This is a genomic window from Microbacterium aquimaris (genome assembly GCF_039531285.1).
GTDB classification, from domain to species: Bacteria; Actinomycetota; Actinomycetes; order Actinomycetales; family Microbacteriaceae; genus Microbacterium; species Microbacterium aquimaris.
Genome location: NZ_BAAAPT010000001.1, coordinates 928,606 through 949,991, shown reverse-complemented (window position 1 = coordinate 949,991; position 21,386 = coordinate 928,606). Strand labels below are relative to the sequence as shown.

The 21,386-nt window shown below is 70.1% G+C and carries 23 protein-coding genes; 3 read left to right on the top strand and 20 right to left on the bottom strand.

The window, feature by feature from the left end; genetic code table 11:
• Positions 1 to 96: 96 nt before the first annotated feature.
• Genes ABD204_RS04490 through ABD204_RS04475 form a run of 4 tightly spaced genes read right to left on the bottom strand, consistent with a single transcriptional unit; the run spans position 97 to position 4,750 of the window.
• A complete protein-coding gene (locus tag ABD204_RS04490; protein ID WP_194423474.1) occupies positions 97 to 1,440 on the bottom strand; it encodes a dihydrolipoamide acetyltransferase family protein in 1,344 nt (447 codons plus the stop codon).
• A 21-nt stretch (positions 1,441 to 1,461) separates the two neighbouring features.
• Positions 1,462 to 2,484 (bottom strand): alpha-ketoacid dehydrogenase subunit beta, encoded by a 1,023-nt coding sequence (locus tag ABD204_RS04485; RefSeq protein WP_409263974.1) that lies wholly within the window; start codon positions 2,482 to 2,484, stop codon positions 1,462 to 1,464.
• Positions 2,481 to 3,605 carry a thiamine pyrophosphate-dependent dehydrogenase E1 component subunit alpha gene (locus ABD204_RS04480; protein WP_194424229.1) on the bottom strand — a complete coding sequence of 375 codons (1,125 nt, stop codon included), beginning with the start codon at positions 3,603 to 3,605 and terminating at the stop codon, positions 2,481 to 2,483. The genes ABD204_RS04485 and ABD204_RS04480 overlap by 4 nt, the downstream gene beginning before the upstream one ends.
• Before the next feature lie 26 nt (positions 3,606 to 3,631).
• Positions 3,632 to 4,750 (bottom strand): histidinol-phosphate transaminase, encoded by a 1,119-nt coding sequence (locus ABD204_RS04475; protein WP_194423473.1) that lies wholly within the window; start codon positions 4,748 to 4,750, stop codon positions 3,632 to 3,634.
• Positions 4,751 to 4,813: 63 nt separating this feature from the next.
• Here ABD204_RS04475 and ABD204_RS04470 point away from each other — a divergent pair, with 63 nt between their 5' ends.
• The gene (locus ABD204_RS04470) at positions 4,814 to 5,206 is read left to right on the top strand and encodes a phage holin family protein (RefSeq protein WP_194423472.1); all 393 of its coding nucleotides are present in this window, start codon (positions 4,814 to 4,816) and stop codon (positions 5,204 to 5,206) included.
• 28 nt (positions 5,207 to 5,234) lie between these two features.
• On the opposite strand, the gene ABD204_RS04465 is transcribed toward ABD204_RS04470, so the two are convergent.
• Together ABD204_RS04465 and ABD204_RS04460 are read right to left on the bottom strand one after the other, a co-directional pair.
• Positions 5,235 to 6,560 (bottom strand): hypothetical protein, encoded by a 1,326-nt coding sequence (locus tag ABD204_RS04465; RefSeq protein ID WP_194423471.1) that lies wholly within the window; start codon positions 6,558 to 6,560, stop codon positions 5,235 to 5,237.
• Positions 6,557 to 6,850, bottom strand: coding sequence for a hypothetical protein (locus ABD204_RS04460; RefSeq protein WP_194423470.1), 294 nt, complete (start codon positions 6,848 to 6,850; stop codon positions 6,557 to 6,559). The genes ABD204_RS04465 and ABD204_RS04460 overlap by 4 nt, the downstream gene beginning before the upstream one ends.
• Positions 6,851 to 7,001: 151 nt before the next feature.
• Here ABD204_RS04460 and ABD204_RS04455 point away from each other — a divergent pair, with 151 nt between their 5' ends.
• Positions 7,002 to 7,508, top strand: a complete 507-nt coding sequence (locus tag ABD204_RS04455) for a low molecular weight protein-tyrosine-phosphatase (protein WP_206697140.1) — start codon at positions 7,002 to 7,004, stop codon at positions 7,506 to 7,508.
• Positions 7,509 to 7,544: 36 nt separating this feature from the next.
• Positions 7,545 to 8,927 carry an adenylosuccinate lyase gene (gene purB / locus ABD204_RS04450; RefSeq protein WP_194423469.1) on the top strand — a complete coding sequence of 461 codons (1,383 nt, stop codon included), beginning with the start codon at positions 7,545 to 7,547 and terminating at the stop codon, positions 8,925 to 8,927.
• 39 nt (positions 8,928 to 8,966) lie between these two features.
• Here the strand turns inward: purB and ABD204_RS04445 are convergent, their stop codons facing one another.
• From ABD204_RS04445 to ABD204_RS04380, 14 genes are all read right to left on the bottom strand, one after another.
• Positions 8,967 to 9,284, bottom strand: a complete 318-nt coding sequence (locus ABD204_RS04445; protein WP_194423468.1) for an amino acid transporter — start codon at positions 9,282 to 9,284, stop codon at positions 8,967 to 8,969.
• Entirely contained in the window at positions 9,281 to 9,949 is a 669-nt protein-coding gene (locus tag ABD204_RS04440) for an acyl-CoA synthetase (protein WP_322597504.1), read from the bottom strand. The genes ABD204_RS04445 and ABD204_RS04440 overlap by 4 nt, the downstream gene beginning before the upstream one ends.
• 115 nt (positions 9,950 to 10,064) lie before the next feature.
• Positions 10,065 to 11,288, bottom strand: coding sequence for a Dyp-type peroxidase (locus ABD204_RS04435; RefSeq protein ID WP_194423466.1), 1,224 nt, complete (start codon positions 11,286 to 11,288; stop codon positions 10,065 to 10,067).
• Positions 11,288 to 11,884 (bottom strand): copper chaperone PCu(A)C, encoded by a 597-nt coding sequence (locus ABD204_RS04430; protein ID WP_194423465.1) that lies wholly within the window; start codon positions 11,882 to 11,884, stop codon positions 11,288 to 11,290. Before ABD204_RS04430 ends, ABD204_RS04435 begins: the two co-directional genes overlap by 1 nt.
• Positions 11,885 to 11,913: 29 nt before the next feature.
• Positions 11,914 to 12,504 carry a copper resistance CopC family protein gene (locus ABD204_RS04425; protein ID WP_194423464.1) on the bottom strand — a complete coding sequence of 197 codons (591 nt, stop codon included), beginning with the start codon at positions 12,502 to 12,504 and terminating at the stop codon, positions 11,914 to 11,916.
• Between the two features lie 93 nt (positions 12,505 to 12,597).
• Entirely contained in the window at positions 12,598 to 13,212 is a 615-nt protein-coding gene (locus ABD204_RS04420) for a hypothetical protein (RefSeq protein ID WP_194423463.1), read from the bottom strand.
• A gap of 32 nt (positions 13,213 to 13,244) precedes the next feature.
• The gene (locus tag ABD204_RS04415; RefSeq protein WP_206697139.1) at positions 13,245 to 14,108 is read right to left on the bottom strand and encodes a MurR/RpiR family transcriptional regulator; all 864 of its coding nucleotides are present in this window, start codon (positions 14,106 to 14,108) and stop codon (positions 13,245 to 13,247) included.
• A complete protein-coding gene (phnE, locus tag ABD204_RS04410; protein WP_194423461.1) occupies positions 14,086 to 14,934 on the bottom strand; it encodes a phosphonate ABC transporter, permease protein PhnE in 849 nt (282 codons plus the stop codon). Before phnE (ABD204_RS04410) ends, ABD204_RS04415 begins: the two co-directional genes overlap by 23 nt.
• Positions 14,931 to 15,734 (bottom strand): phosphonate ABC transporter, permease protein PhnE, encoded by an 804-nt coding sequence (gene phnE, locus ABD204_RS04405; RefSeq protein ID WP_194423460.1) that lies wholly within the window; start codon positions 15,732 to 15,734, stop codon positions 14,931 to 14,933. Before phnE (ABD204_RS04405) ends, phnE (ABD204_RS04410) begins: the two co-directional genes overlap by 4 nt.
• A gap of 1 nt (position 15,735) precedes the next feature.
• Positions 15,736 to 16,557 carry a phosphonate ABC transporter ATP-binding protein gene (gene phnC / locus ABD204_RS04400; RefSeq protein WP_194423459.1) on the bottom strand — a complete coding sequence of 274 codons (822 nt, stop codon included), beginning with the start codon at positions 16,555 to 16,557 and terminating at the stop codon, positions 15,736 to 15,738.
• 27 nt (positions 16,558 to 16,584) lie between these two features.
• Entirely contained in the window at positions 16,585 to 17,601 is a 1,017-nt protein-coding gene (gene phnD / locus ABD204_RS04395; protein ID WP_194423458.1) for a phosphate/phosphite/phosphonate ABC transporter substrate-binding protein, read from the bottom strand.
• 35 nt (positions 17,602 to 17,636) lie between these two features.
• A complete protein-coding gene (locus tag ABD204_RS04390; protein WP_194423457.1) occupies positions 17,637 to 18,323 on the bottom strand; it encodes an HAD family hydrolase in 687 nt (228 codons plus the stop codon).
• Between the two features lie 370 nt (positions 18,324 to 18,693).
• Complete coding sequence (locus tag ABD204_RS04385) at positions 18,694 to 19,227, bottom strand: YbaK/EbsC family protein (protein ID WP_194423456.1); 534 nt, start codon at positions 19,225 to 19,227, stop codon at positions 18,694 to 18,696.
• A gap of 261 nt (positions 19,228 to 19,488) precedes the next feature.
• Positions 19,489 to 21,129 (bottom strand): DHA2 family efflux MFS transporter permease subunit, encoded by a 1,641-nt coding sequence (locus tag ABD204_RS04380; protein WP_194423455.1) that lies wholly within the window; start codon positions 21,127 to 21,129, stop codon positions 19,489 to 19,491.
• Positions 21,130 to 21,386: the final 257 nt, after the last annotated feature.

Below are 21,386 nucleotides of genomic sequence, written 5' to 3'. Positions count from 1 at the left end.
TGTACGCCCAAATGATAATCGTTCCCAAACTCACGTATTGGCGTCCTCCGAACGGAGCACACGGTGCAACGCGAAACCGGCCAGGTGGGGGTGGGGCTACTCGACCAGGAGCGCGGGCTCCTCGAGCACACTGGCGATGTCGGCGATGAACCGCGACACCTGGTCACCGTCGACCACGCGATGGTCGAAGGATCCCGAGACGGTGGTCACCCACCGGGGCCGCACCTCGCCGTCGACGACCCACGGCTTCTGGCGGATCGCGCCCAGCGCCACGATGCCGACCTCCCCCGGATTGATGATCGGGGTTCCCGCATCGACGCCGAAGACGCCGATGTTGGTGATGGTGATCGTGCCGTTCTGCTGATCCGCGGGCGTCGTCTTGCCCTCACGCGCCGTCAGCGTCAGCTTCTCGAGCGCCTTGGCCGTCTCGCGCACGGACAGCGTGTGGGCGTCCTTGATGTTCGGCACGAGCAGTCCGCGCGGCGTGGCGGCGGCGATACCGAGGTTCACGTAGTGACGGACGCGGATCTGCGCACCGTCGTCGGTGTCGACCCACGCCGCGTTTACCATGGGCGTGCGGCGCACGGCCCATACGACCGCGCGGGCCATGATCAGCAGCGGCGAGACCTTGGTGTCGGCGAACTCCGGCGACGACTTCAGACGCTTGACGAGCTCCATCGTGCGGGTCGCGTCGACATCCACCCACACCGACACGTGGGGGGCGGTGTAGGCCGAACGCACCATCCCGCTGGCGGTGGCCTTGCGCACACCGCGCACCGGGATCGTCTCTTCGCGGTCGTCTGCGGCCGCGGGGGTCGGGGCCGGGGCCGCGGCGGGGACGGGGATCGTCTCCTCACGCACGGCGCCCCACTCGGGTGTCTCGATGTTGCGGAACACGCTCGCCTGAGAGGCGTGCTTGACGACGTCGTCCCGCGTCACCTCACCGGCCGCCCCGGTGGGTGTCACCGCTGAGAGGTCGACGTTCAGATCGCGGGCGAGCTTGCGGATGGGGGGCTTGGCGACCACACCGACGGAGGAGGTGATGCGCTCGGTCGCGGTTGCCTGTGGCTTGCGCCGGCGCGACTGCACCGGTCCTCCCGAGCCGTAGCCGACCAGGACCGACCCCGACCCCTCCGCGTCGGCGGGCTCGGCGGCCTCTCCGTGCTCGGAACGCCCCACCGTGGCATCGGCGCCCGTGGCGGCGTCGGCGATCGTGATGATCGCCGCCCCGACCTCGACCGTGTCGCCCTCGGCGACGAGGAGTTCGCCGACCGTGCCGGCGAACGGGGAGGGGAGCTCGACGAGCGACTTGGCGGTCTCGATCTCGACGAGCACGTCGTTGACGGCGATCTCGTCGCCGGCGGCAACCTTCCACGAGACGATCTCCGCCTCGGTGAGGCCTTCACCGACGTCGGGGAGGACGAAAGTCTGCGTACTCATGGCGTTCCTCTGGTCGGGGTGTCAGTAGGCGAGGGCGCGATCCACGGCCTCGAGGATGCGGTCGGGGTCGGGCAGGTAGACGCCCTCGAGCTTGGCCGCGGGGAAGGGGGTGTCGAATCCCGACACCCGCAGCACCGGCGCCTCGAGCGCGTAGAACGCCTTCTCGGTGACGGTCGCGGCGATCTCCGACCCCAGGCTGACGAAGCCGGGGGCCTCCTGCGCATAGACCATGCGTCCGGTGCGGCGCACCGAGTCGAGGATCGGACCGTAGTCCACCGGCGACAGCGACCGGACGTCGACGACCTCACAGCTGGTGCCCTCCGACTCCGCGAGAGCAGCGGCCTGCAGAAGGGTGGTGACCATCGCGCCGTGACCGACCAGGGTCACGTCGGTGCCCCGGCGCACCACACGGGAGGCGTGCAACGGCACGGCGGGGGCGGTCAGATCGACCTCCCCCTTCTGCCAGTAGCGCGCCTTCGGCTCGAGGAAGACCACCGGGTCGGGTGAGGCGATGGCCTCCTGGATCATCCAGTAGGCGTCGTTCGGGGTCGACGGGCTCACCACGCGAAGGCCGGGGGTGTGCGTGAAGTACGTCTCCGGGGACTCCTGGTGGTGCTCGACGGCACCGATGTGACCGCCATAGGGGATGCGGATCACGACGGGCATCTGCACCGCCCCCTCGTGGCGGTTGGTGATCTTGGCCAGCTGGGTGGTGATCTGGTCGAACGCGGGGAAGACGAATCCGTCGAACTGGATCTCGATGACGGGCCGGAAGCCCCCCATCGCCATACCGATCGCCGTGCCGACCAGGCCGGATTCGGCGAGCGGTGTGTCGAGGACGCGACGTTCGCCGAACTCCGCCTGGAGCCCCTCGGTCACCCGGAACACGCCTCCGAGACGGCCGATGTCCTCCCCCATGAGCAGGACCCTGTCGCTGGCGGTCATCGCCGCGCGCAGGCCGGCGTTGAGGGCCTTCGCGATCGGCATCGCGGCGGTGCTCGGCGTTTCGGTGGCCGGCATGCTGGTGGCGGCATCCGTACTCATCGGTCACCTTCCTGGAAGGACGCCTCGTACGAGGCGAGCCACTCGCGCTGCTCGGCGATGACCGGATGGTCGGCCGAATAGACGTGCGCGAACATCGCTTCGGCGTCTATGCCGCCGAGGGCATTTGTGCGGACCCGTGCGTCGTCCGCGACCGCCTGCGACTCCGCCTCGACGTCGGCGAAGAACTCCGCCGACGCGCCCCGACGCTCCAGATAGGCGCGCATGCGGGCGATCGGGTCGCGCCGCGCCCAGGACTCCTCCTCGTCGGAGGTCCGGTACTTCGTGGGGTCGTCGCTGGTCGTGTGCGCGCCCATCCGGTAGGTCAGCGCCTCGATCGCGCGCGGACCGTCACCGGCACGCGCCTCGTCGAGGGCGCGCCGCGTGACGGCGTAACTGGCGAGCACGTCGTTGCCGTCGACCTGAACGCTCGGGATGCCGTAGCCGGTGCCGCGCTGCACGAGCGGGGCGCGCGACTGCGTCGCCACCGGCACCGAGATCGCCCAGTGGTTGTTCTGCAGGAAGAACACCTCGGGTGTGCGGTAGCTGGCCGCGAAGACCATCGACTCGTGCACGTCGCCCTGGCTGGAGGCGCCGTCTCCGTAGTAGACCATGACCGCCTCGTCGCGATCGGGGTCGCCGGTACCGCACTTCCCGTCGAAGACCATCCCCATGCCGAGACCGGTCGCGTGCAGCGTCTGCGCACCGAGAACGAGCGTGTAGAGGTGGGTGTTTCCGTTCTTCGGATCGGTCGGATCCCATCCACCGTGCGTCAGCCCGCGCATGAGGCGGATGATGTCCACCGGATCCACCCCACGTATGCGACAGACGGCATGCTCTCGGTACGACGGGAACAGGTGGTCCTGCGGGCGAGCCGCCCGCGCGGATCCGACCTGCGCCGCCTCCTGACCGAAGCTCGGCGGCCACAGCGCGAGCTGACCCTGGCGTTGCAGGTGCGTCGCCTGCTGATCGAAGGCCCGGATGACCGCCATGTCGCGGTAGAAGGTCTCCAGGTCGCCGTCGCTGAGGGCTTCGACGTACGGAAGGTATTCGTCGGCGGTGGCACTCGGGGCGAACGACCCGTCGGCGTCGAGCAGACGCACGACGTCGGGGTGCTCGGACATGCCCGGTGCAGGCGCTTCAGGCGTGGTCACGTTCCTACGCTAGCCCGCACGCCGGGGTGCTCCGGTGGGAGATCGCGCACAACGGATGCCGCGACGTGTAGGACCTTCTCCACAGATTCCTCCTCTCCGACGGAGATGCGGATGCCGTCTCCGTCGAAGGGGCGGACGATGAGCCCCGCGTCTTCGAACGCCGTCGCGATCGTCATCGACGCCTCGCCGGCCGGAAGCCACACGAAGTTGCCCTGGGCCTGCGGCACGCGCCATCCCGTCTCGCGCAGGGCGGCGGCGAGGCGGTCGCGGCGCTCCGCGATCACACCGACGCGTTCGCGCAACTCGTCTTCGAGCTGCAGGCTCGCGATCGCCGCGACCTCGGACTGCCCCGTGACCGACAGCGGGATGGCCGTGCTGCGGGCCGCATCCAGCACACGCGGATGGCCGAGGGCGTAGCCGACGCGGAGTCCGGCCAGACCGAACGCCTTGGAGAAGGTGCGCAGGACGACGACGTTGGGTTGCTCGGCGGCGAGGATCCGGGTGCCGTCGACGGCGTCGGGGTCGGTGACGAACTCGGCATAGGCCTCGTCGAGGATGATGAGCAGATCGGCCGGCATGCGGGCGACGAAGGCGTCGAACTCGGCCTGGGAGACGACGGGCCCTGTCGGGTTGTTGGGGGAACAGACGATGACCGCGCGGGTCCGGTCGGTGACCGCGGCGGCCATCGCGTCGAGGTCATGGCGGGCGTCACGGGTGAGGGGCACCTGCACGCCGGTGGCGCCGGCGAGGACCGTCAACCACGGATAGGCCTCGAAGGACCGCCACGCGTAGACGACCTCGTCACCGGGGGTCGAGACCGCTTGCACGAGTTGAGCGAGGATCGACACGCTTCCGGCGCCGATGTGCACGCGCGAGACGTCGACGTCGTACCGCGCGGCCAGGCGCTGTCGCAGCAGAGTGGCGGCGGCGTCCGGATACCTGTTGACGCCCACCGACTCGCGCAGCACCTCGACGACGCCGGGCAGCGGGTCGAACGGGTTCTCGTTGCTCGAGAGCTTGTAGGCGTCGGCGCCCGCCTGCCTGCCCTGTCTGTAGGGCGGGAGCGCCGCGATCTCGGCGCGGACGCGAACGGGGATGTCGGATGCGTCGGTCACGGCCCGAGTCTATGACCCGCCGCCTGTCGAGCGGGGTGGGGGTCGTGGGAGACTGAGGGCACTATGGGCTTCCTGCTTCGAGTCGTCGTCAACGCGTTCGCCATCTGGATCGTCACCCTCATCCCGGCTCTCGGTGTGAGCGTCATCGCCTTCGAGCCCGGCGAGACACTGCAGTTGGTACTCACCCTGCTGCTGGTGGCCGCGGTGTTCGCGGTGGTGAACACCATCATCGGCACCGTGGTCAAGGTGCTCGCGTTCCCGATCTACATCCTCACCCTCGGTCTCATCGGCCTGGTCATCAACGGTTTCCTGTTGTGGCTGACGGCCTGGATCACCGGGTTCTGGAACTTCGGTCTGCGGGTCGAAGACTTCTGGTGGGGTGTGGTCGCGGCCATCGTGATCTCGCTGATCAACTGGATCGCCGGGATCATCCTGCGCCCGAGCGACAAGCGCTGACCTCCTCCGACACGTCCGGCGTGGGGGCTCACCGTCCCCCTCCGCCGCCGGACCGGTCTGAGCGTCGGTGTGCCGTGTACTCGAACACCTCCACCGCATCCGCCTCGGCCAGTTCGTCGACGAGGTCGTGCACCCCGGCCGCACGCGGGTCGTCGCCGGCGTCGACCAGCGCCGCGGTCTCGGCGTAGACGGCCATGTCGTGCGCGGGCATCGTGATGTCGTCCAGGCCGGCATCCGGGTCGGCGCTGCGTTCGACGACGAAGCTGCCCGGCGCACCGACGGGGTGGGAGTGCCCGCCGCTGGCGAGCGCCGCGACCGGATCGTCGGTGTGGCGGACGGCGATCGAGAGCACGTCGTCGCCGACGTCGACGTGGACGGGGGAGCCGAACGTGACGAGCGTGCGGGTGTCGTAGTCGCCCGCCAAGGCGATGTGGGAGGTGATCATCGCCGCCTGCGAGTGCGCGGCGGTGTGCACGATGTCACCGGGTCGGATGCCGGCGTCGGCCATCGCGGCGATCGTCGCGTCGTACGACGCCGAGCGCTGACCGCTGTAGAGCTGCAGGTTGGAGCGGTTGTCGAACGGCTGGGTGCCCCCGAACCCCGCGGAACGCGTCCCGGCGACATAGACCACGTACTGGGCCGGCGCCCCGGCGAAGGTGTACTTCTCGATGCGGACTTGCGCGGCCCCGGACGGCATCCGCTGCGCCAGGTCGGCAAAGGATCGCGGAGCGGTGGGCGTGGGTGTGTGCGGCGTGCGGTGCACCGTCACGGCCGACGCCGCCCCGGTCAGCCCGGCTCCGGGCGGCACACGACCGAACCCGCGCCCGCGGACCCCGTACGCGAGACCGCCGACGAAGAAGCCGACGGCACCGTACGGACTGAGCAGGGCACCGCTGGTCTGCGCCTGCCCGATCAAATCGCTCGGCCATGTCAGGGTGTGCCGCGCCATCAGGACGGCCGCGTCGAAGGCGGCGTCGGGATGGTCGCCATGGAGGGCGCGGATGCGTCGTTCGATCAACCCCACCCGCGCGTCGTCACCGGCGAGCTGGGCCGCGCGGCGCTCGGCCCACAGCTCGACCGTCTCGTACACCGCAGCCGCTTCGCGCAAGGCCACAGCCACGTCACGCGCCGCATCCGCCCGATCGCGGGCCCGGACGCGGAGCGCATCGACGTCGCCGCCCAGGCGTTGCGACGTCGCCGGACCGACGGCGAGGTCGTCGGCGGCGGAGGCCAGCAGACCCACGACATCGTCGAGATCGGCCCCCACCGCGTCGAAGCCGCGCGCGGCATCCCGCAGCGTGTCGGTGTCGACGGCGACCGCACCCCCGGCGGAGATGTCGAGCTCGTCACTCACCCCCACGCCACCTCATCGGCCAGACGTGCGGCGTGGGCGGCGACCTCGTATCGGAGCGCGTCGCCGTGCGCGGCGGCCCCGGAGACCTCGTCGCACCAGCTCTGCGCGGCGGTACGGAACCCTTCCCCTCCGCGTGAGCGCCAGGAGGTCGCCTCCGCCAATCGCACCGCGTCGGTCTCCACCCGGCGGAGCCGGTCGACGGCGAGCGCGAGCCGTCGCTCGGCACGCTCGGCGGCCTCGACGTCGGCAGCGGTGAAGGACATCACGGGGGAGGGGGACCACGACAGCATGCATCGAGCGTGCCGCCGCCGTCGCGACGCCGGATCGCGCCCGGACGACTCTGCGGACAGCCGACGGGACCCGGCCACTGTGCAGGGGGAGAGGTGGCGGGGAGAGGTGCCTCTTGCGCGAGACGCGTCCCGTGCACACACAATGGGAGCCATGACCGCGAACGTGCACGAACCGTTCCGTGTCGTCTTCGTCTGCACCGGCAACATCTGCCGGTCCCCCATGGCCGACGTCGTGTTCCGCTGGTTCGCCGAACACGCCGGGCTGGGCGACCGGGTGGTCTCGACGAGCGCGGGCACGGGGGAGTGGCATGTCGGCGAACAGGCCGATCAGCGCACGCTGCGTGCCCTCGAACGCAAGGGATACGACGGTTCGAAGCACCGTGCCCGGCAGTTCACCCGTGAAGACTTCGAACGCAATGATCTGATCGTGGCGCTGGACCGCAGCCACGAACGCATCCTGCACGAGTGGGCGCACACCGAAGGCGACACCGACAAGCTCGCCCTGCTGATGTCGTTCGAGCCGGAGGCGCACACCCTCGACGTGCCCGACCCGTACTACGGCAGCCCCGGGATGTTCGACGAGGTGCTGACTATGATCGAGGGTGCGAGCCGGGCGCTCTTCCGGCAGCTCGAACCCGCCATTCGACCGGTGCACTGACGCCGGTCTCCTCACGCGCGACGACGGGAGTCTCCGGTGACCGCTCTGCCCGACCAGCCCCTCAGCCCGCTCGACGGCCGATACCGCGCCGCCGTGGCGCCGCTGTCCGACTACCTCTCCGAGGCGGGTCTGAACCGCGCCCGCGTCGAGGTCGAGGTCGAATGGCTCATCACCCTGACCGACCGCTCGCTGTTCGGGACCTCGCCGCTGGACGATGACGACAAGGCGAGTCTGCGCGCCCTCTACACCGACTTCGGGGCGGAGGAGATCGACTGGCTGGGTGAGAAGGAACGCGTCACCCGCCACGACGTCAAGGCCGTCGAATACCTGGTGCGCGACCGCCTGGACCGTCTCGACCTCGGCGGAATCGCCGAGCTGACCCATTTCGCGTGCACCAGCGAAGACATCAACTCCACCGCATACGCCCTCACGGTGCAGCGCGCGGTGACCCAGGTGTGGCTGCCGAAGCTGCGGTCGGTCATCGCCACGCTCGAGACGCTCGCCGTGGAGCACCGCGACGCCGCGATGCTCTCGCGCACGCACGGGCAACCGGCGACCCCGTCGACGATGGGCAAGGAGCTCGCCGTGTTCGCGTGGCGTCTGCGGCGCGTGGTCGACCAGATCGACGGAGGCGACTTCCTGGCGAAGTTCTCCGGCGCCACGGGCACCTGGTCGGCGCACCTGGCCGCCGAACCGGATGTCGATTGGCCGGGGCTTTCGCGCGCGTTCATCGAGGGTCTGGGGATCGGCTTCAACGAGCTGACCACACAGATCGAGTCGCACGACTGGCAGGTCGAGCTCTACGACCGGGTGCGGCACGTCGGCGGTATCCTGCACAACCTCGCCACCGACGTGTGGACCTACATCTCCCTCGGCTTCTTCGCACAGATCCCGGTCGCCGGCGCGACGGGATCGTCGACGATGCCGCACAAGATCAACCCGATCCGGTTCGAGAACGCCGAGGCGAATCTCGAGATCGCCGGTGGGCTGTTCGGCACCCTCGCCCAGACCCTGGTGACCAGCCGCATGCAGCGCGATCTCACCGACTCGACGACGCAGCGCAACATCGGCGTCGCCTTCGGCCATTCCCTGCTCGCCCTCGACAACCTCGAGCGCGGGCTCGGTGAGATCTCCCTGTCGCAGCACGTGTTGGATGCCGACCTCGACGCCAACTGGGAGGTCCTGGCCGAGGCGATCCAGACCGTCGTGCGCGCCGAGATCACCGCCGGCCGCTCTCAGATCACCGACCCGTACGCGCTGCTGAAGGAGCTCACCCGCGGGCGCCGTGTGGGTGCGGCGGAGCTGGCGGAGTTCGTGCGCGGACTCGATATCGGCGACGACGCGAAGCAGCGCCTGATCGCGCTCACCCCGGCCGGATACACCGGTCTCGCATCATCCCTCGTCGACGTCCTCTCGTAAGGACGCCGGCGGCCGGTCGCGCCGCAGCCGGAGGTCGGGTCAGGTCGTGGAGGGCTCGTCGCCGCCGGGGGCGTCGGGCTCCTCCGGCAGGAGGACGGGGCGGTCCACGGGCTTGTCCATCTCGGCAGGATCCACCGCCAGGAGCAAGAGCGCCACGATCAGCAATGTCGCGATGAAGCTCACCCCGGCCACGACGAGAGCGACGATGAGCGCGCGCTGGTGGTCTTCCGCGGGGAGCGCCTGGAAGAACCCCATCGCCACCAGGGTCACACCTCCGGCGAAAGCGGCGGCGATGAAGGCCAGTCCGAGCAGCTGAACGGGCTTGAGCAGGTCGCGTCGGGTGGGCTTGTCGGTCACGCGTCAGCGCCCTTCTGCTCGGCGGCACGATCGTGCGCGGCCGTCTCGGCGGGTGAGGTCCGGGGCCGGGGGCTGGCGCCGGCGATCCCGAGGTGCACCGCCACGATGGCGGTGTAGAAGCCCAACACGCCGACGGCGATGATGGTGCCCGTCAGTTCGAAGGTGCCGGCTTCGTCGATCGTGTAGGTCAGGGAGTACTCGGGCGAGACCACGACCGTCGCCACCGCGAACACGAGGGTGATCGCGCCGGTGATGAGCGCATCGCGCGCCTCCGTACGGCTCGGGATGCTCGCCGCACCGCCACGCACCCCGCGGATACCGGCGATCAGCTCGACGATGCCGGTGAGCACCGCCCACGCGACGACGACCACGAAGAAGAGCGTCGTCGTGCGCCACGGCGGGATGCCCGCGGCCATTCCCGCCGCCGCCGAGAGCAATCCCAGCAGCACGGAGGGCCAACGGGATCCGGCCGGATAGACCAGCCACGCGGCCGCGAAGTGCACGAGGGAGGTGGCGAGGGTGAATCCGCTGAAGACCGCGAGCCCCACAGCCGCCGAGTGGTCGCTCGAGAAGGTGATCATCACCGCGGCGATGGCGGCGAACACGGCGCGGGCGACCTGCACGTGGCGCACCTCGAAGGCGCGCGAAGACGGGGTTTCGGTCACGATGGTTCCTGTGGAGGGGGTCCTGGCGGACAGGACGGGATGCATCCAGTCTAAGTCGTCGCCCTGGGCGGGCACTCCACGCCCGGGTCTGCGGGCAGAGAGGGGTGGGGCGGCATCATGCAAGGAGGGTTTCTCCGATGTACCCGCCCTCGGCGCACCCGGGCGGGATGGCGAAGACGGCGGATCCGATCGGGGTGGTCCACTCGTTGAGCAGATCCAGCTCATCCAGCCGGCGCTGGATCGGCGTGAACTGCGCGTCGACGTCGGCTTGGAACGACACGAAGATGAGCCCCGAGTCCGACACCCGGTCGCCGGTCGGTGGCTCGTCGTAGTTGTAGGCGCGGCGGAAGATCCGCTGCGTCGTGTCGTCTGAACGCGCCCGTCGCATGTGGGAGAACTCCGGGATCACCGGGAACCCGATGGCCGTGGTCGCCTCGAAGTCGGGGTCGTCGTGCTCGTCGGTGCCGGTGAGTGGGGCGCCGTTGTGCAGGTAGCGGCCCACGGACTGCTCCCGCCCAGTCCGGTCGAGCATGTCCCACGTGTCGAGATCCATCTGGATGCGACGAACGACCGCCCCGGTTCCTCCGGCCATCCACCCCTCGGCACTCCACACCACCGTGTCGAAGTCACGGGTGCCGGGGGACGGGTTGGCGGTGCCGTCGACTTGTCCGAAGAGGTTGCGCATCGTCGTGCCGGGTGCCACCGACCCGTACGCGCGACGGAACCCGTGCTGCATCCACTTGACCTCGGCGAAGCTGCGCGCATCCTTCAACAGCATGCGCGTCGCGTGCGCGACGGTCGTGGGGTCGTCACCGGCGAACTGAATGAGCAGGTCGCCGTCGCTGTACTCGGGTTGCAGCCGGTCGATGGCGAACGCCGGGAGGGGCGCAAGCCATGACGGCGCGACACCGCCCGCGCGGGCCACGAACCCGGGTCCGAAGCCGAAGGTGACCGTCAGACGCGCGGGCGGGCTCGCCATCTCGGGTTCCGAATCGGCCAGAGCCGGTTCCCCCCGGGTCAGACGCGAGGCGTCGTCGGTGAGGATCCGCATGAGCCGGCGCAGGCCGTCGCGGTCGACGTCCTCGCGCAAGGTCAGGCCGACGAACGTGCCGTGCGCCTGCGCGTCGGTGTCGATGCCGGCCTGGTGGACACCGAAGAAGGGGACGACGGTGTCGCCGTTCAGCGGCACGGAGACCTGCTCGGCGGAGGAGTCGTTCTGGTTGAGGGCGAGATCCACGCCGATCGCTGCGGCGGCCCCGACGCCGGCGACAGCTCCTCCGAGGAGGAACTGTCGCCGGGTGGAGCCGGATCGACGTGCGCCCGAGTCGGGCGCGGACATCAGTGGTCGTGGTCTTCGTGGTCGTCCGACTCGTCCATGTCGGAGTCGTCCATGTCGTCCATGTCGTCCATGTCCGAATCGTCGCCGACGTAGTTCTCGTTGGCGCCCGAGTAGTCCTTCACCGGCGCGGTGAACTCGGCCGTCGAGTCATCGGCGAAGGTCAGCGTGAAGGTGACCTCCTCACCGGCGAGCATCGGCTGCTCGAGTCCCATGAGCATGATGTGGTTGCCACCGGGTTCGAGCAGGTAGGTGCCCTCGGCGGGGATCACGAAGCCGCCGTCGATCTCCTGCATGACCATCTCGCCGGCATCGTCGGCGACGGTCTCGTGCAGTTCGATCATCGGCGAGACCTCACTCGAGGCGGCCACGACGACGATGTCTTCGCCGGAGGCGTTCTCCAGTTCGCCGAACGCCGCCGACATGCCGGAATCGGCGGCCTTGACCCAGGCATCCTCGATCGCGAATGCCTCCGCCTGTGTGGCGGTGTCGGTGTCGGCAGCCGGCTCGGTGCTCGTGGACGCGCAACCGGCGAGCACGAGCGCGCTCGCCGCGAGGAGGGCGCCCAAACGGAATGTGGTGTGGGGAGAAGTGTTCACAGGGTGTCCTTTCAGATGAAGACGACGGGTCAGGTTCCGTCGTCCGTGCCGGTCTTGCGCCGGCGGATGAGGGAGAGGAGCGCGAAGGCTGCGACCGCGATGGCCGCTCCTCCCGCTCCGATGAGCACCAGACGCATCGCGCCCGCGCTCTCCTGTGTGCTCTGACTCTGCGTAGTCGCCTCGTCGTCCGGGGTGTCGACGGCGGTGTCCTCCGCTGCCGCGCGTTCGAGCGGCTCCGCGTCACCGATCGTGAACGGGATGAGCCCGCTGATCGGGTGACCGTCCTCCGACACGACGCGCCACCGCACCTCATATCCCGCTTCCGGCATATCCGGTTCCAGGGTCACCGTCACGACGTTGTCGCGTCGCTCGGGTTCCCCGACGACCCAGTCGCGTCCGTCACCGTCGGCGACGACGACGGCAGCGCCCATCGGCAGAATGTCGCCCGAGAAGGTGAGGGTCACCGACTCGGGTGCCACGGCGAGGCTCTCGCCCTCGCCGGGATCGCTCGAGATCAGCTCGTCGTGCGCGGTCGCGGGGGCTGCGACGACGAAGACCGATCCGAAGGTGAGGCCCACCGCGACGATGGCCGCGGCGAAGCGTGTGTGGATGGAGACCATCGACAACGCCCTTCTGCGCGCACGGTGCGCGCGAGTACTCCGCCCGGTCGTCGCCGGACGTGGACGAGTCGCCGCCGAGAGGCGACGGGAATGTCAGAGCACGCGGAGGGCGGGCGGCCCGCGGCGGCGCAGCGGCGCGAGCCGCGGGGCGTCATCGACCGACCAGGCGGTGACGGCCGAAACCGGCGCGCGAGGCGCATCCGGAAGAGGGGACAGTACCGACGCGGGGAGGCGGCGGCGCAGCCAGTCGGCGAGCTCGCCGGCGAGGGTGCGCATGGCGGCGACGATCCGTTCGCCGCGGTGGATCGCGGCGACGGTCACGACCCCCGCGAACACATGCCATCCCCACATCGCCGCATCGGCATACAGCGCCGCCGTCGCCTCCGCGGACAATGGCGACAGGGCCGCGACACCGTGATGGTGACCGGCCGTGGCGGCTCCGGCATCGGCGGCGCCGAGGACGAACAGCGTGTGGAAGAGCACCTGACTCAGCGCGACCGACAGCGAAAGGCGGATCAGCGACAGCCGGCGACCGGTCAAGAGCGTCGAGACGAACACCGACAGCACCCAGGGCACGGCGATACCCAGCCACCCGGGCATCGCACCACCCCCGGCGACGTGGGACAGCAGAGCGACGAACGTGGCGACCGAGGCGGCGGCGACGCCACGGGCGACACGAGGTGCCCGTGACTGACGCATGGTGGCCATTGTCTCACTTCTCCGTGCAGGCACCGCCCGGCTCACTCATCGAGGGAATGCCCGAGCACCGACAACGTCGCCGAACGTGCGTCACGCCCCTGCTCTCCCCGGCGGGCCACGACGAGCCCGACCAGCGACTCGGTCACGAGCATCAGCGCCGCCCGCGACGCATGCTCGAGCTCCTCGCGGAACGATCCCCTCACCGGCGGGATCACCAGGGCCACGTCGGCGGACTCCGCGACCGCGGAACGTGCGAACGACGTGACCGCGAGCACGCGCGCCCCACTCTCGCGCGCCGCGGTCATGACCGACAGTGTCGCGCGGTTGACCCCGGAACCGGAGATCACCACGCACACCGACCCCGCACCCAGCTGGCGGGCGGCGATCTCCTGCCCGAGGGCGTCCGGGAGGTACTCCGCGGGGCGCCCCGCGGCCGTCAGCCGCAACACCAGATCGAGTCCGAGCGGCGCCGACAGCCCGTTGGCGGCGACCAGCACCCGCGTGGCGCCGTCGAGCGACTCGACGAAATCCTCCAGCTGCGGGTCGGTGAGCGCCGTGACCGTCTGCGGCAGTCGCGCACTGAAGGCCTCCACCTCGGCACGCAGCGCCCCCAACATCGATCCGTCGACCGATTCGTCCACGGGCATCGGGCCCGATGCGAGCTCGCGGGCCAACGCCACGCGCAGCTGCGGGTAGCCGTCGTAGCCGAGCGTCTGCGCGGTGCGGATCACCGTGGCGCGGCCCACACCCACGATCTCAGCGACCTCCTGGGCCGACCGGTCGATGGCCGACTCGATGTCGGCGGCGATCGCCTCCGCGACCCGCCGTTCGCTCGGCTGCATCGACGGGGCGAGTGCGGCGACGCGCGCGCTCGGCGGCGCGTCAGAGGATCCGGCCCAGGTCACGCGTACCCGCTCCCTCCATGATCCGGCGGCGGATCGCACCGGAGATCGCATCCATCACCATCGTCGCGGCGACCACGACGATCAAAAGCATGCCGACCGTATCCCACTCCCGGAAATTGGTGTAGTTCGACAGCATGTTCCCGATGCCCCCGGCACCGATCAAACCGAGCACGGCCGAGGTGCGGATGTTGATCTCGAAACGGTACAACGCGAACGACATCAGTCCCGGAGCCGCGGCCGGCCACAGCGCCCATCGAGCGACCTCTGCCGTGCTCCCCCCGGCCGCGCGCACCGCATCCGACGCCCCCTCCTGGACCGATTCGATCGTCTCGTAGGTCCACTTGCCCTGCGTGCCGATACCGGCCAGTCCCAGCGCGAGGGCCCCCGTGAACGGCGTCAACCCCGTGACGGTCAGCAGGATGAGCGCGATCACCACCTCCGGCACGGCGCGGATCACGGCGAACAGGCCCCGCAGGGGGATCCGCACCCATGCCGGCCCTACCCCGTGTGCGGCGAGCATCCCGAGCGGGATGGAAAAGAGCACGCACAGGATCGCGCCCAGCCACGCCATCGAAATCGATCGCCACGTCTCCAGCAGCGCACGGGGCAATTTCTCCCAGTTCGGATCGACGAACATGAGCGTGCCGTAGTGCCAGACCTCGCCCGGGATGGTCAGCAGGTCCTCCCAGGTCACGTCCAGGCCCGCAGCGGACAGCAACACCACCGCGCCCACGACGACCGCCGTCAGGGTCGGGATGAGCTTCGAGGGCTTGGGCGGGACGGCCGGCGCCGTCCGGGCGGGCGGGAGCGGGGCGGTGAGGGTCATACGAGCCTCCGTCGCAGGAAGTTCGAGAACCACTCGATCGCGATGACGACCACGAGGATCTCGAGGATGATGATCGCCACATCGTCGTAGGCGAAGAAGGCCCGGCGCTCGTCGAGCAGACGCCCCACGCCGCCGGCGCCGACGATGCCGAGGATGGCCGAGATGCGCACATTGAGTTCGAGCGCGTACAGCCACTGGTTCGCGAACAACGGCCACGACTGGGGCAACGCCGTGACCCGGTTGATCTGGCTCTGGGTGCCACCGGCGGCACGGCCGGCCTCCATATAGGGATGGTCGGCCGAGTCGATGGCCTCGGAGACGAGCTTCACGACGATGCCGATGTCGAACAGGAACAGTGTCAGCAGGCCCGGCAACGCCCCCACACCCACCATCGCCACCAGGATGGTCGCGTAGACGAGGTCGGGGACGGCGCGGATCACATTGATCACCGCACGCACGGCGCCGCGGGTGAACCCGTTCGGGTTGGTCGGACGCGCGGCCCACAAGGTCAGCGGCACCGAGACCACCGCGGCCGCCGCGGCCCCCACGATCGCCATCTGCACCGTCTCGAGAACCGGCTCGAGGGTGCGGGGCACGAAGGAGAAGTCCGGCTGCATCAACTGGGCGACCTTGTCGGCACCGTTCTGCCAGTTCTTCACGATCGCACCGAAGTCGAGCTCGACACCGCCGATCGCCGGCAGGCATGTGGCGACGGTGAACGCGGTGAACGCCAGCGCGATCAGCGCCACACGCAGACGCCGGGTGGGCTTCGGCGGCACCCGCAGAGAGGTGTCGGACATCTCAGGCCCCCATGCGGTCACGCGACTGGATGGGGCGCCCGTAGATCTGCTCGAAATCGGCGTCCGTGGCCGCGCCGGCCGGGCCGTCGTAGACCAACTCCCCGTCGCGCAGACCGATCATGCGTGTCGTGTACTGGCGCGCCAGGTCCATCAGGTGGATGTTCACCAGCACCGTCAGACCGCGCTCCACGTTGATGCGACGCAGGTCGTCCATGACCGCGTGCGCGGTCGGCGGGTCCAGGCTCGCCACCGGCTCGTCGGCGAGCATGACCGCCGGTTCCTGCGTCAGCGCCCGCGCGATCGCGACCCGCTGCTTCTGCCCACCCGACAGCGCGCCGGCGCGCATCCACACCTTCTCGAGCATCCCCACCGAGTCCAACGCGGTCAGCGCGAGGTCCCGGTCGTGCGCGGAGGTGAGCCCGAGCATCGTCCGGGCGGTGGAGGTGTGCGCGAATCGGCCGACGAGGACGTTGCGGTACACACTCGTCCGCTCGGCGAGGTTGAACCCCTGGAAGATCATGCCGATGTGGCCGCGCAGTTCGCGCAGCCGTCGACCGTGCAGGCCCGTGACCGTCGTCGGACCGACCGCGACGGTGCCACCGCTCGGCTCCACCAGACCGTTGATGGTGCGGATGAGCGTCGACTTGCCGGAGCCCGACAGGCCAACGATCGACACCATCTCGCCCGCGGCGATCTCGGCCGAGACGTTCTTGAGGGCGCGCGTACCGTTCGGATACGTGACCGAGACGTCGTCGAGTCGGATGGACCACGGCGTGGAGGCCGGGGTGGCCCCGACCTCCACGCGGTGCGTGTGATCACGCATGCTGATGCGTTCCTCCGCGTCAGATGATCAGCCGGCGAAGGTCGCGAGGACCTCGCCGTAGCGGTCGATCTCGTCCTGCGCGGTCTCAGCGGTCCAGTCGGAGAGGCCGACGAGCTCGAACATGACCGTCGCGGCCTCCTCGGACGAGTCGGCGTACTCGTCCATCAGCGTCGTGAGCTGCTCGACGAGGTCGGCCGGCAGGCTCGGGGCGACGGCGACGCCACCGTTGGGGATCATGTCGGTGTAGGCGAAGGCCACGACCTTCTCCGCGATGTCGGGGACCTCTTCGGTGACGGTGGTGCGCGCATCCCAGTAGGCGAAGCCCACTTCGGCATCACCGTTGGCGACGGCCAGGACGGCGTTGTTGTTGCCCTCGACCGGGATCTGCTCGATGTCGGCGTCGGTGTCGATGCCGGCCTCGCGCATGGTCACGACCGGGTACTGGTAGCCGGCGGGGGAGGTGGCCGCCTGCAGGGCGACCTCGGTGCCGGCGTCGATCTTCGAGAACGTCTCGATGGCTGCGGGGCCGCTGCCGGTGGCCGAAGCGCCCTCCTCCTCGATGCCGTTGCAATACGACAGCTCGATGCCGCTGGCGTCGTAGGTCGACATCACGGGCTCGTCGTCGCAGTACTTGTCGGGGTTGTTCGTCATCGCCACCGACGCGTACGAGGTCGCGCCGAAGCGCACGTCGCGCAGGATCAGCTCGGCGTCGTACCGGTCGATCGCGTTGTACAGCGACCCGGCGTCGGTGATGATGACCTGCGCCTGGTCGGCGCCGAGGGCCTCGACCGTCGCGGCGTAGTCGGTGGCGACGACACCCTCGACCTCGATGCCGAGGTTCTCGGAGAGGTAGGTGGTGAGCGGGTCGAGGGCCTCGGCGAGGTCTTCGCCCTCGACCGAGGGGACCAGCGAGATGGTGATCGACTCGGGCCAGGCGGCCTCGGTGTCGGAGGCGTTTGAGGTGTCGGCGTCGGTGCTGGAGCAGCCGGCGAGGGCGAGGAGCGCCGTGGCGGCGACGCTGGTGGCGATCAGGCGAGTACGCATGTCGAACGGACCTTTCGGGTGTCGGGTGAGGTGGGTCAGACGGTCAGGTGGGCAGGGGAGGTGCCGGATGCCGCTGCGGCGGCCCAGGCGCGGATGTCGTCGGAGAGGTCGGTCACCGTGCGGCCGCGCATCGTGGCGGGAAACGGTGAGGAGTCATAGGTGGCGCCGACCAGGGCGGTGTCGGCGCCCAGGGCGGCGGCCGGTGCGAGGTCGAACTCGGCGATGTCGCCGATGGAGAGCACCGGGCCGAACTGCTGGGCGTGGCGGATCACCGCGGTCAGGCCGTCGGGCTTGCCGACGGTGAAGTGCATGGCGGTGAACAGATCCGCGATGCCCCAGTCGAGCAGGAGCTCCCGCACGCCCGCGTCGGGCGCGTTGGTCGCGAGGACCAGTCGGGTCCCGTCGGCGACGTCGCGCAACAGGGCTGCGATCCCGGCGGGAGGCTGGACGGGGGCGGCGGGCGTGCCGAGGGCCCGCCGGCTGGCCTCGTAGGCTGTGCTGATGTCGTCCGCGGCGACCCCGGCCTGCTCCGCGACCGTTCCCACGGCGTGGTAGCCGTCGCGGTAGTCGGATCCGCCCGTCGCGAAGGAGGCGAGTTCCTCCTCCGCACGGGTGAGGAGTCCGTCGCCGGCGACCCCGGCGAGGGTGCGGGCGTAGGCGACGATCGGTCCGTCGCCGAGGGCGAGCGTTCCGTCGAGGTCGAAGACGATGGTGCCGGTCACGAGGATCCTTCCCGCATCCGCGTGGACGCAGCGTCCAAGCTAGACGGCGTTTATGGACGGATTGCTCACCGGCAGGTGAACAGCAGGTGACAAGACCCACCGAAGCGGTCATCGTGCCGCGCGGCGGTGCGGACACACGGCGCCGTTCCCCTCCGTCGACCAAGCGCGGCTCCGGCCCGCCTCCGCGGCGGCAAGGCCCCGCCAGTGGATCGGGACGGGCGCCCTCAGGCGGCGACCACCGACAGCCACGGCACCGCAACGCGCCCCGCACCAACCGACCCGACCCGTGGATCAGGGCGCGCGCGATCAGATGCGACCCCGGCCCGCCTCAGCGGTGGCGACCCCATTCGGCGGACTCGGCCGAGAACGGTCAGGCGGAGGCGAGGCCTTCGATCACCTCGACGCCCGGAAGCGCGCACAGTGTGGCGCCCGGAAGCGCGATCTTCGCGCCACGGATGCCCGCACCGATGATCGCCGACTCCACATCGCGAACCCGACCGTCGACGAGGATGCGCCACTCGGAGGGGAGGCCCAGCGGGGTGATGCCGCCGTACTCCATGCCCGTCATCGCAACGGCGTCGTCCATCGGCGCGAAGCTCGCGCGGCGGGCGTCGAGGAGGCGCCGCACGACACCGTTCACGTCGGCGCGGGTCGTCGCGAGCACGACGCAGGCCGCATAGGTGACGCGATCGCCGCGCTTGCCCGCGACGACGATGCAGTTGGCCGAGTCGGCGAGGCGGACCCCGTAGGCGTCGCAGAAGGCGGCCGTGTCGGCGAGCGCCGCATCGATCGGGGCGACGGAAACGGTGGCGGCGAGGTCGGGCGGAAGCGCCGCGAGCGCCGCAGCGGTGGGCGGCGCGACCAGGTGCGGGGCGTCGAGCGCGGGAACGAGGTCGAGAGCCATCGCCGACACCCTACTCCGCCGTCACGCCCCGCACCGCGGGCAGTCGAGCCAGCCCCCGCCACGTGCACCAACTCAGGCCACCCACACACCCACCCCGCCCGAACACCCGCCCCCGGCACTCCGACGCACGACCAACCTGAATTGCGGCACCCCCGCCCGCGCGACCCGGGACGAATCCGACCTTCTGGGCCCATCCGGACGCGCGGGAGGGGATGACCTGTGTCGGCAGGGGGAGTGCCCCGTCTACGCGGGGGGCACTCACTATTTCGCGGCGGCGCGGCGGAGGCGGAAAGCCCCGACGAGACCGAGGAGCAGGAAGACCGACGCGACCAGAAGGGCCCAGCGGGTTCCGTCCGCGAAGCCGGATGCCAGCGCGTCGACGGCCGTGGTCGTCTGGTCACCCAGAGAGCTCGAGGTGCCCTCGGCGCGAAGCTGCGAGATGGTCGTGCCCGCGGAGTCGCGGGTGCTCGTCGCGAGGGTGTCGGCGGTCTTGCCACTGATCCCGGCGTCCGCGAGCGAGGACGGGAGCGTGATCGCCAATGCGACGGAAAGGGCGGCTCCCGCGAAAGCTGTGCCGAGCGCGGAGCCGACCTGGCGCACCGTGCTTTGGGTAGCCGACCCCTGGCCCGACACTTCCACCGGCACGTCGCGCAGGACGGTGCCGGTCAGCTGAGCCGAAGCGAGCCCGAGGCCGAGCCCGTAGACGACCAACGGCAGCGCGACGATCCACCCGGGGGTCGTCGCCTGGACGATGAGGGCGAGCACCACCACACCCGCCACTTCCAACGTCAGACCGATCAGCACCGTCCCGGGGGAGCCGAATCGCGCGGCGAGGTGCCGGGCACCCGCCCCCGCGAAGAATGCTCCGACCGCCATCGCGGCGAGCACGAGCCCGGCACCCATGACGTCGAGTCCGAGCGCATTGATGAGATACAGCGGCAGCACGAAGATGATGGCGAACTCGCCGACGGCCACCGCGGCAGCGGTGATGTTGCCCCACGAGAACGTGCGAAGGCGGAAGAGATTGAGGTCGAGGAGCGCCGATCGGCGCACCTTCTCGCGGTGCCGTTCCCAGACGACGAACAGCGCCAAGGCCGTCGCAGCGACGACGAACATGATCGGGATGATCGAGATCGGTGCGTCGGCGGGCCAGGTCCACCCGAAGACGACGAACTCGGATGCCGGTGTCCACCAGCCGAGGTCCGGCCCTTCGATCACCGCGAACACGAGTGCACCGAACCCGATTGCGCTGAGCAGGGCGCCGTCGACATCGGCACCGGGACGCCCCTTCGCTCCCGTGGTCTCGGGCACCGTGAGGACGGCGGCGATGAAGACGAGGATGCCGAGGGGGATGTTCACGAGGAAGATCCAGTGCCACGAGGCGTACTGGGTGAGTGCACCCCCGGCGAGCGGGCCGACCGCTGCGGCACCGGATATCACCGCGCCCCACACCCCGAAAGCGGCGGCGCGGTAGCGTCCGCGGAACACGGCGTTGACCGTGGACAGCGTCGACGGCATGATCAGCGCGGCACCGATCGCCTGCACGGCACGAGCGGCGATGAGCGGTGCCGCGGAGCCGGCGAGCGCCGCCAGGAGCGAGCCGCCCGCGAAGATCACGATGCCCGCGAGGAAGAGGCGCTTGCGCCCCCACCGATCCGCCAGTCGTCCCGTCGACAGCAGGAGGGCGGCGAGCAGGACGGCATAGAGGCTGTTGACCCACTGCGCGTCGGTCAGGTCCAGGCCGAGGTCGGCGATGATGTCGGGAAGTGCGACGCCCACGATCGTGCCGTCGAGCACGATCAGGCCGAGGCCGAGGGAGAGGACCGCGAGCGCACCCCATTCCCTGCGGGTGGGAGCCCGCTCGGCGTCGGCGGCAGTGGGCGAGGGTGGAGGTGTACTCATGGAAACTTGATCTCCGGTCGGGACACGTCCACTTTGGCAGAGCGCGGCCGCGGGCCCGCAGCCTCGGCCTCAGCGGACCGGCCGCGGTCGACGTCAAGAACACAGGAAGCGTGTGGGTCGGCCGCGGCACAAGACCCATGCCGTGTACCGGATGCGGGCGGATCTCCTGTGTTGTTCACGAGTCGCGCGGTGGCGCGGACTCGACAGGCAGCGTCGCGGCCGGGCCGGTGGGTCGGTGGGCAGCGACGCGGCCGGCG

Excerpts from the sequence above, each read along its gene's own strand:
- ABD204_RS04490 (WP_194423474.1), bottom strand. The coding sequence starts at position 1,440 with ATGAGTACGCAGACTTTCGTCCTCCCCGACGTCGGTGAAGGCCTCACC.
- ABD204_RS04485 (WP_409263974.1), bottom strand. The coding sequence starts at position 2,484 with ATGAGTACGGATGCCGCCACCAGCATGCCGGCCACCGAAACGCCGAGC.
- ABD204_RS04480 (WP_194424229.1), bottom strand. The coding sequence starts at position 3,605 with ATGTCCGAGCACCCCGACGTCGTGCGTCTGCTCGACGCCGACGGGTCG.
- ABD204_RS04470 (WP_194423472.1), top strand. The coding sequence starts at position 4,814 with ATGGGCTTCCTGCTTCGAGTCGTCGTCAACGCGTTCGCCATCTGGATC.
- ABD204_RS04460 (WP_194423470.1), bottom strand. The coding sequence starts at position 6,850 with ATGCTGTCGTGGTCCCCCTCCCCCGTGATGTCCTTCACCGCTGCCGAC.
- ABD204_RS04455 (WP_206697140.1), top strand. The coding sequence starts at position 7,002 with ATGACCGCGAACGTGCACGAACCGTTCCGTGTCGTCTTCGTCTGCACC.
- ABD204_RS04435 (WP_194423466.1), bottom strand. The coding sequence starts at position 11,288 with ATGTCCGCGCCCGACTCGGGCGCACGTCGATCCGGCTCCACCCGGCGA.
- ABD204_RS04425 (WP_194423464.1), bottom strand. The coding sequence starts at position 12,504 with ATGGTCTCCATCCACACACGCTTCGCCGCGGCCATCGTCGCGGTGGGC.
- ABD204_RS04420 (WP_194423463.1), bottom strand. The coding sequence starts at position 13,212 with ATGGCCACCATGCGTCAGTCACGGGCACCTCGTGTCGCCCGTGGCGTC.
- phnE (WP_194423461.1), bottom strand. The coding sequence starts at position 14,934 with ATGACCCTCACCGCCCCGCTCCCGCCCGCCCGGACGGCGCCGGCCGTC.
- phnE (WP_194423460.1), bottom strand. The coding sequence starts at position 15,734 with ATGTCCGACACCTCTCTGCGGGTGCCGCCGAAGCCCACCCGGCGTCTG.
- phnC (WP_194423459.1), bottom strand. The coding sequence starts at position 16,557 with ATGCGTGATCACACGCACCGCGTGGAGGTCGGGGCCACCCCGGCCTCC.
- phnD (WP_194423458.1), bottom strand. The coding sequence starts at position 17,601 with ATGCGTACTCGCCTGATCGCCACCAGCGTCGCCGCCACGGCGCTCCTC.
- ABD204_RS04385 (WP_194423456.1), bottom strand. The coding sequence starts at position 19,227 with ATGGCTCTCGACCTCGTTCCCGCGCTCGACGCCCCGCACCTGGTCGCG.
- ABD204_RS04380 (WP_194423455.1), bottom strand. The coding sequence starts at position 21,129 with ATGAGTACACCTCCACCCTCGCCCACTGCCGCCGACGCCGAGCGGGCT.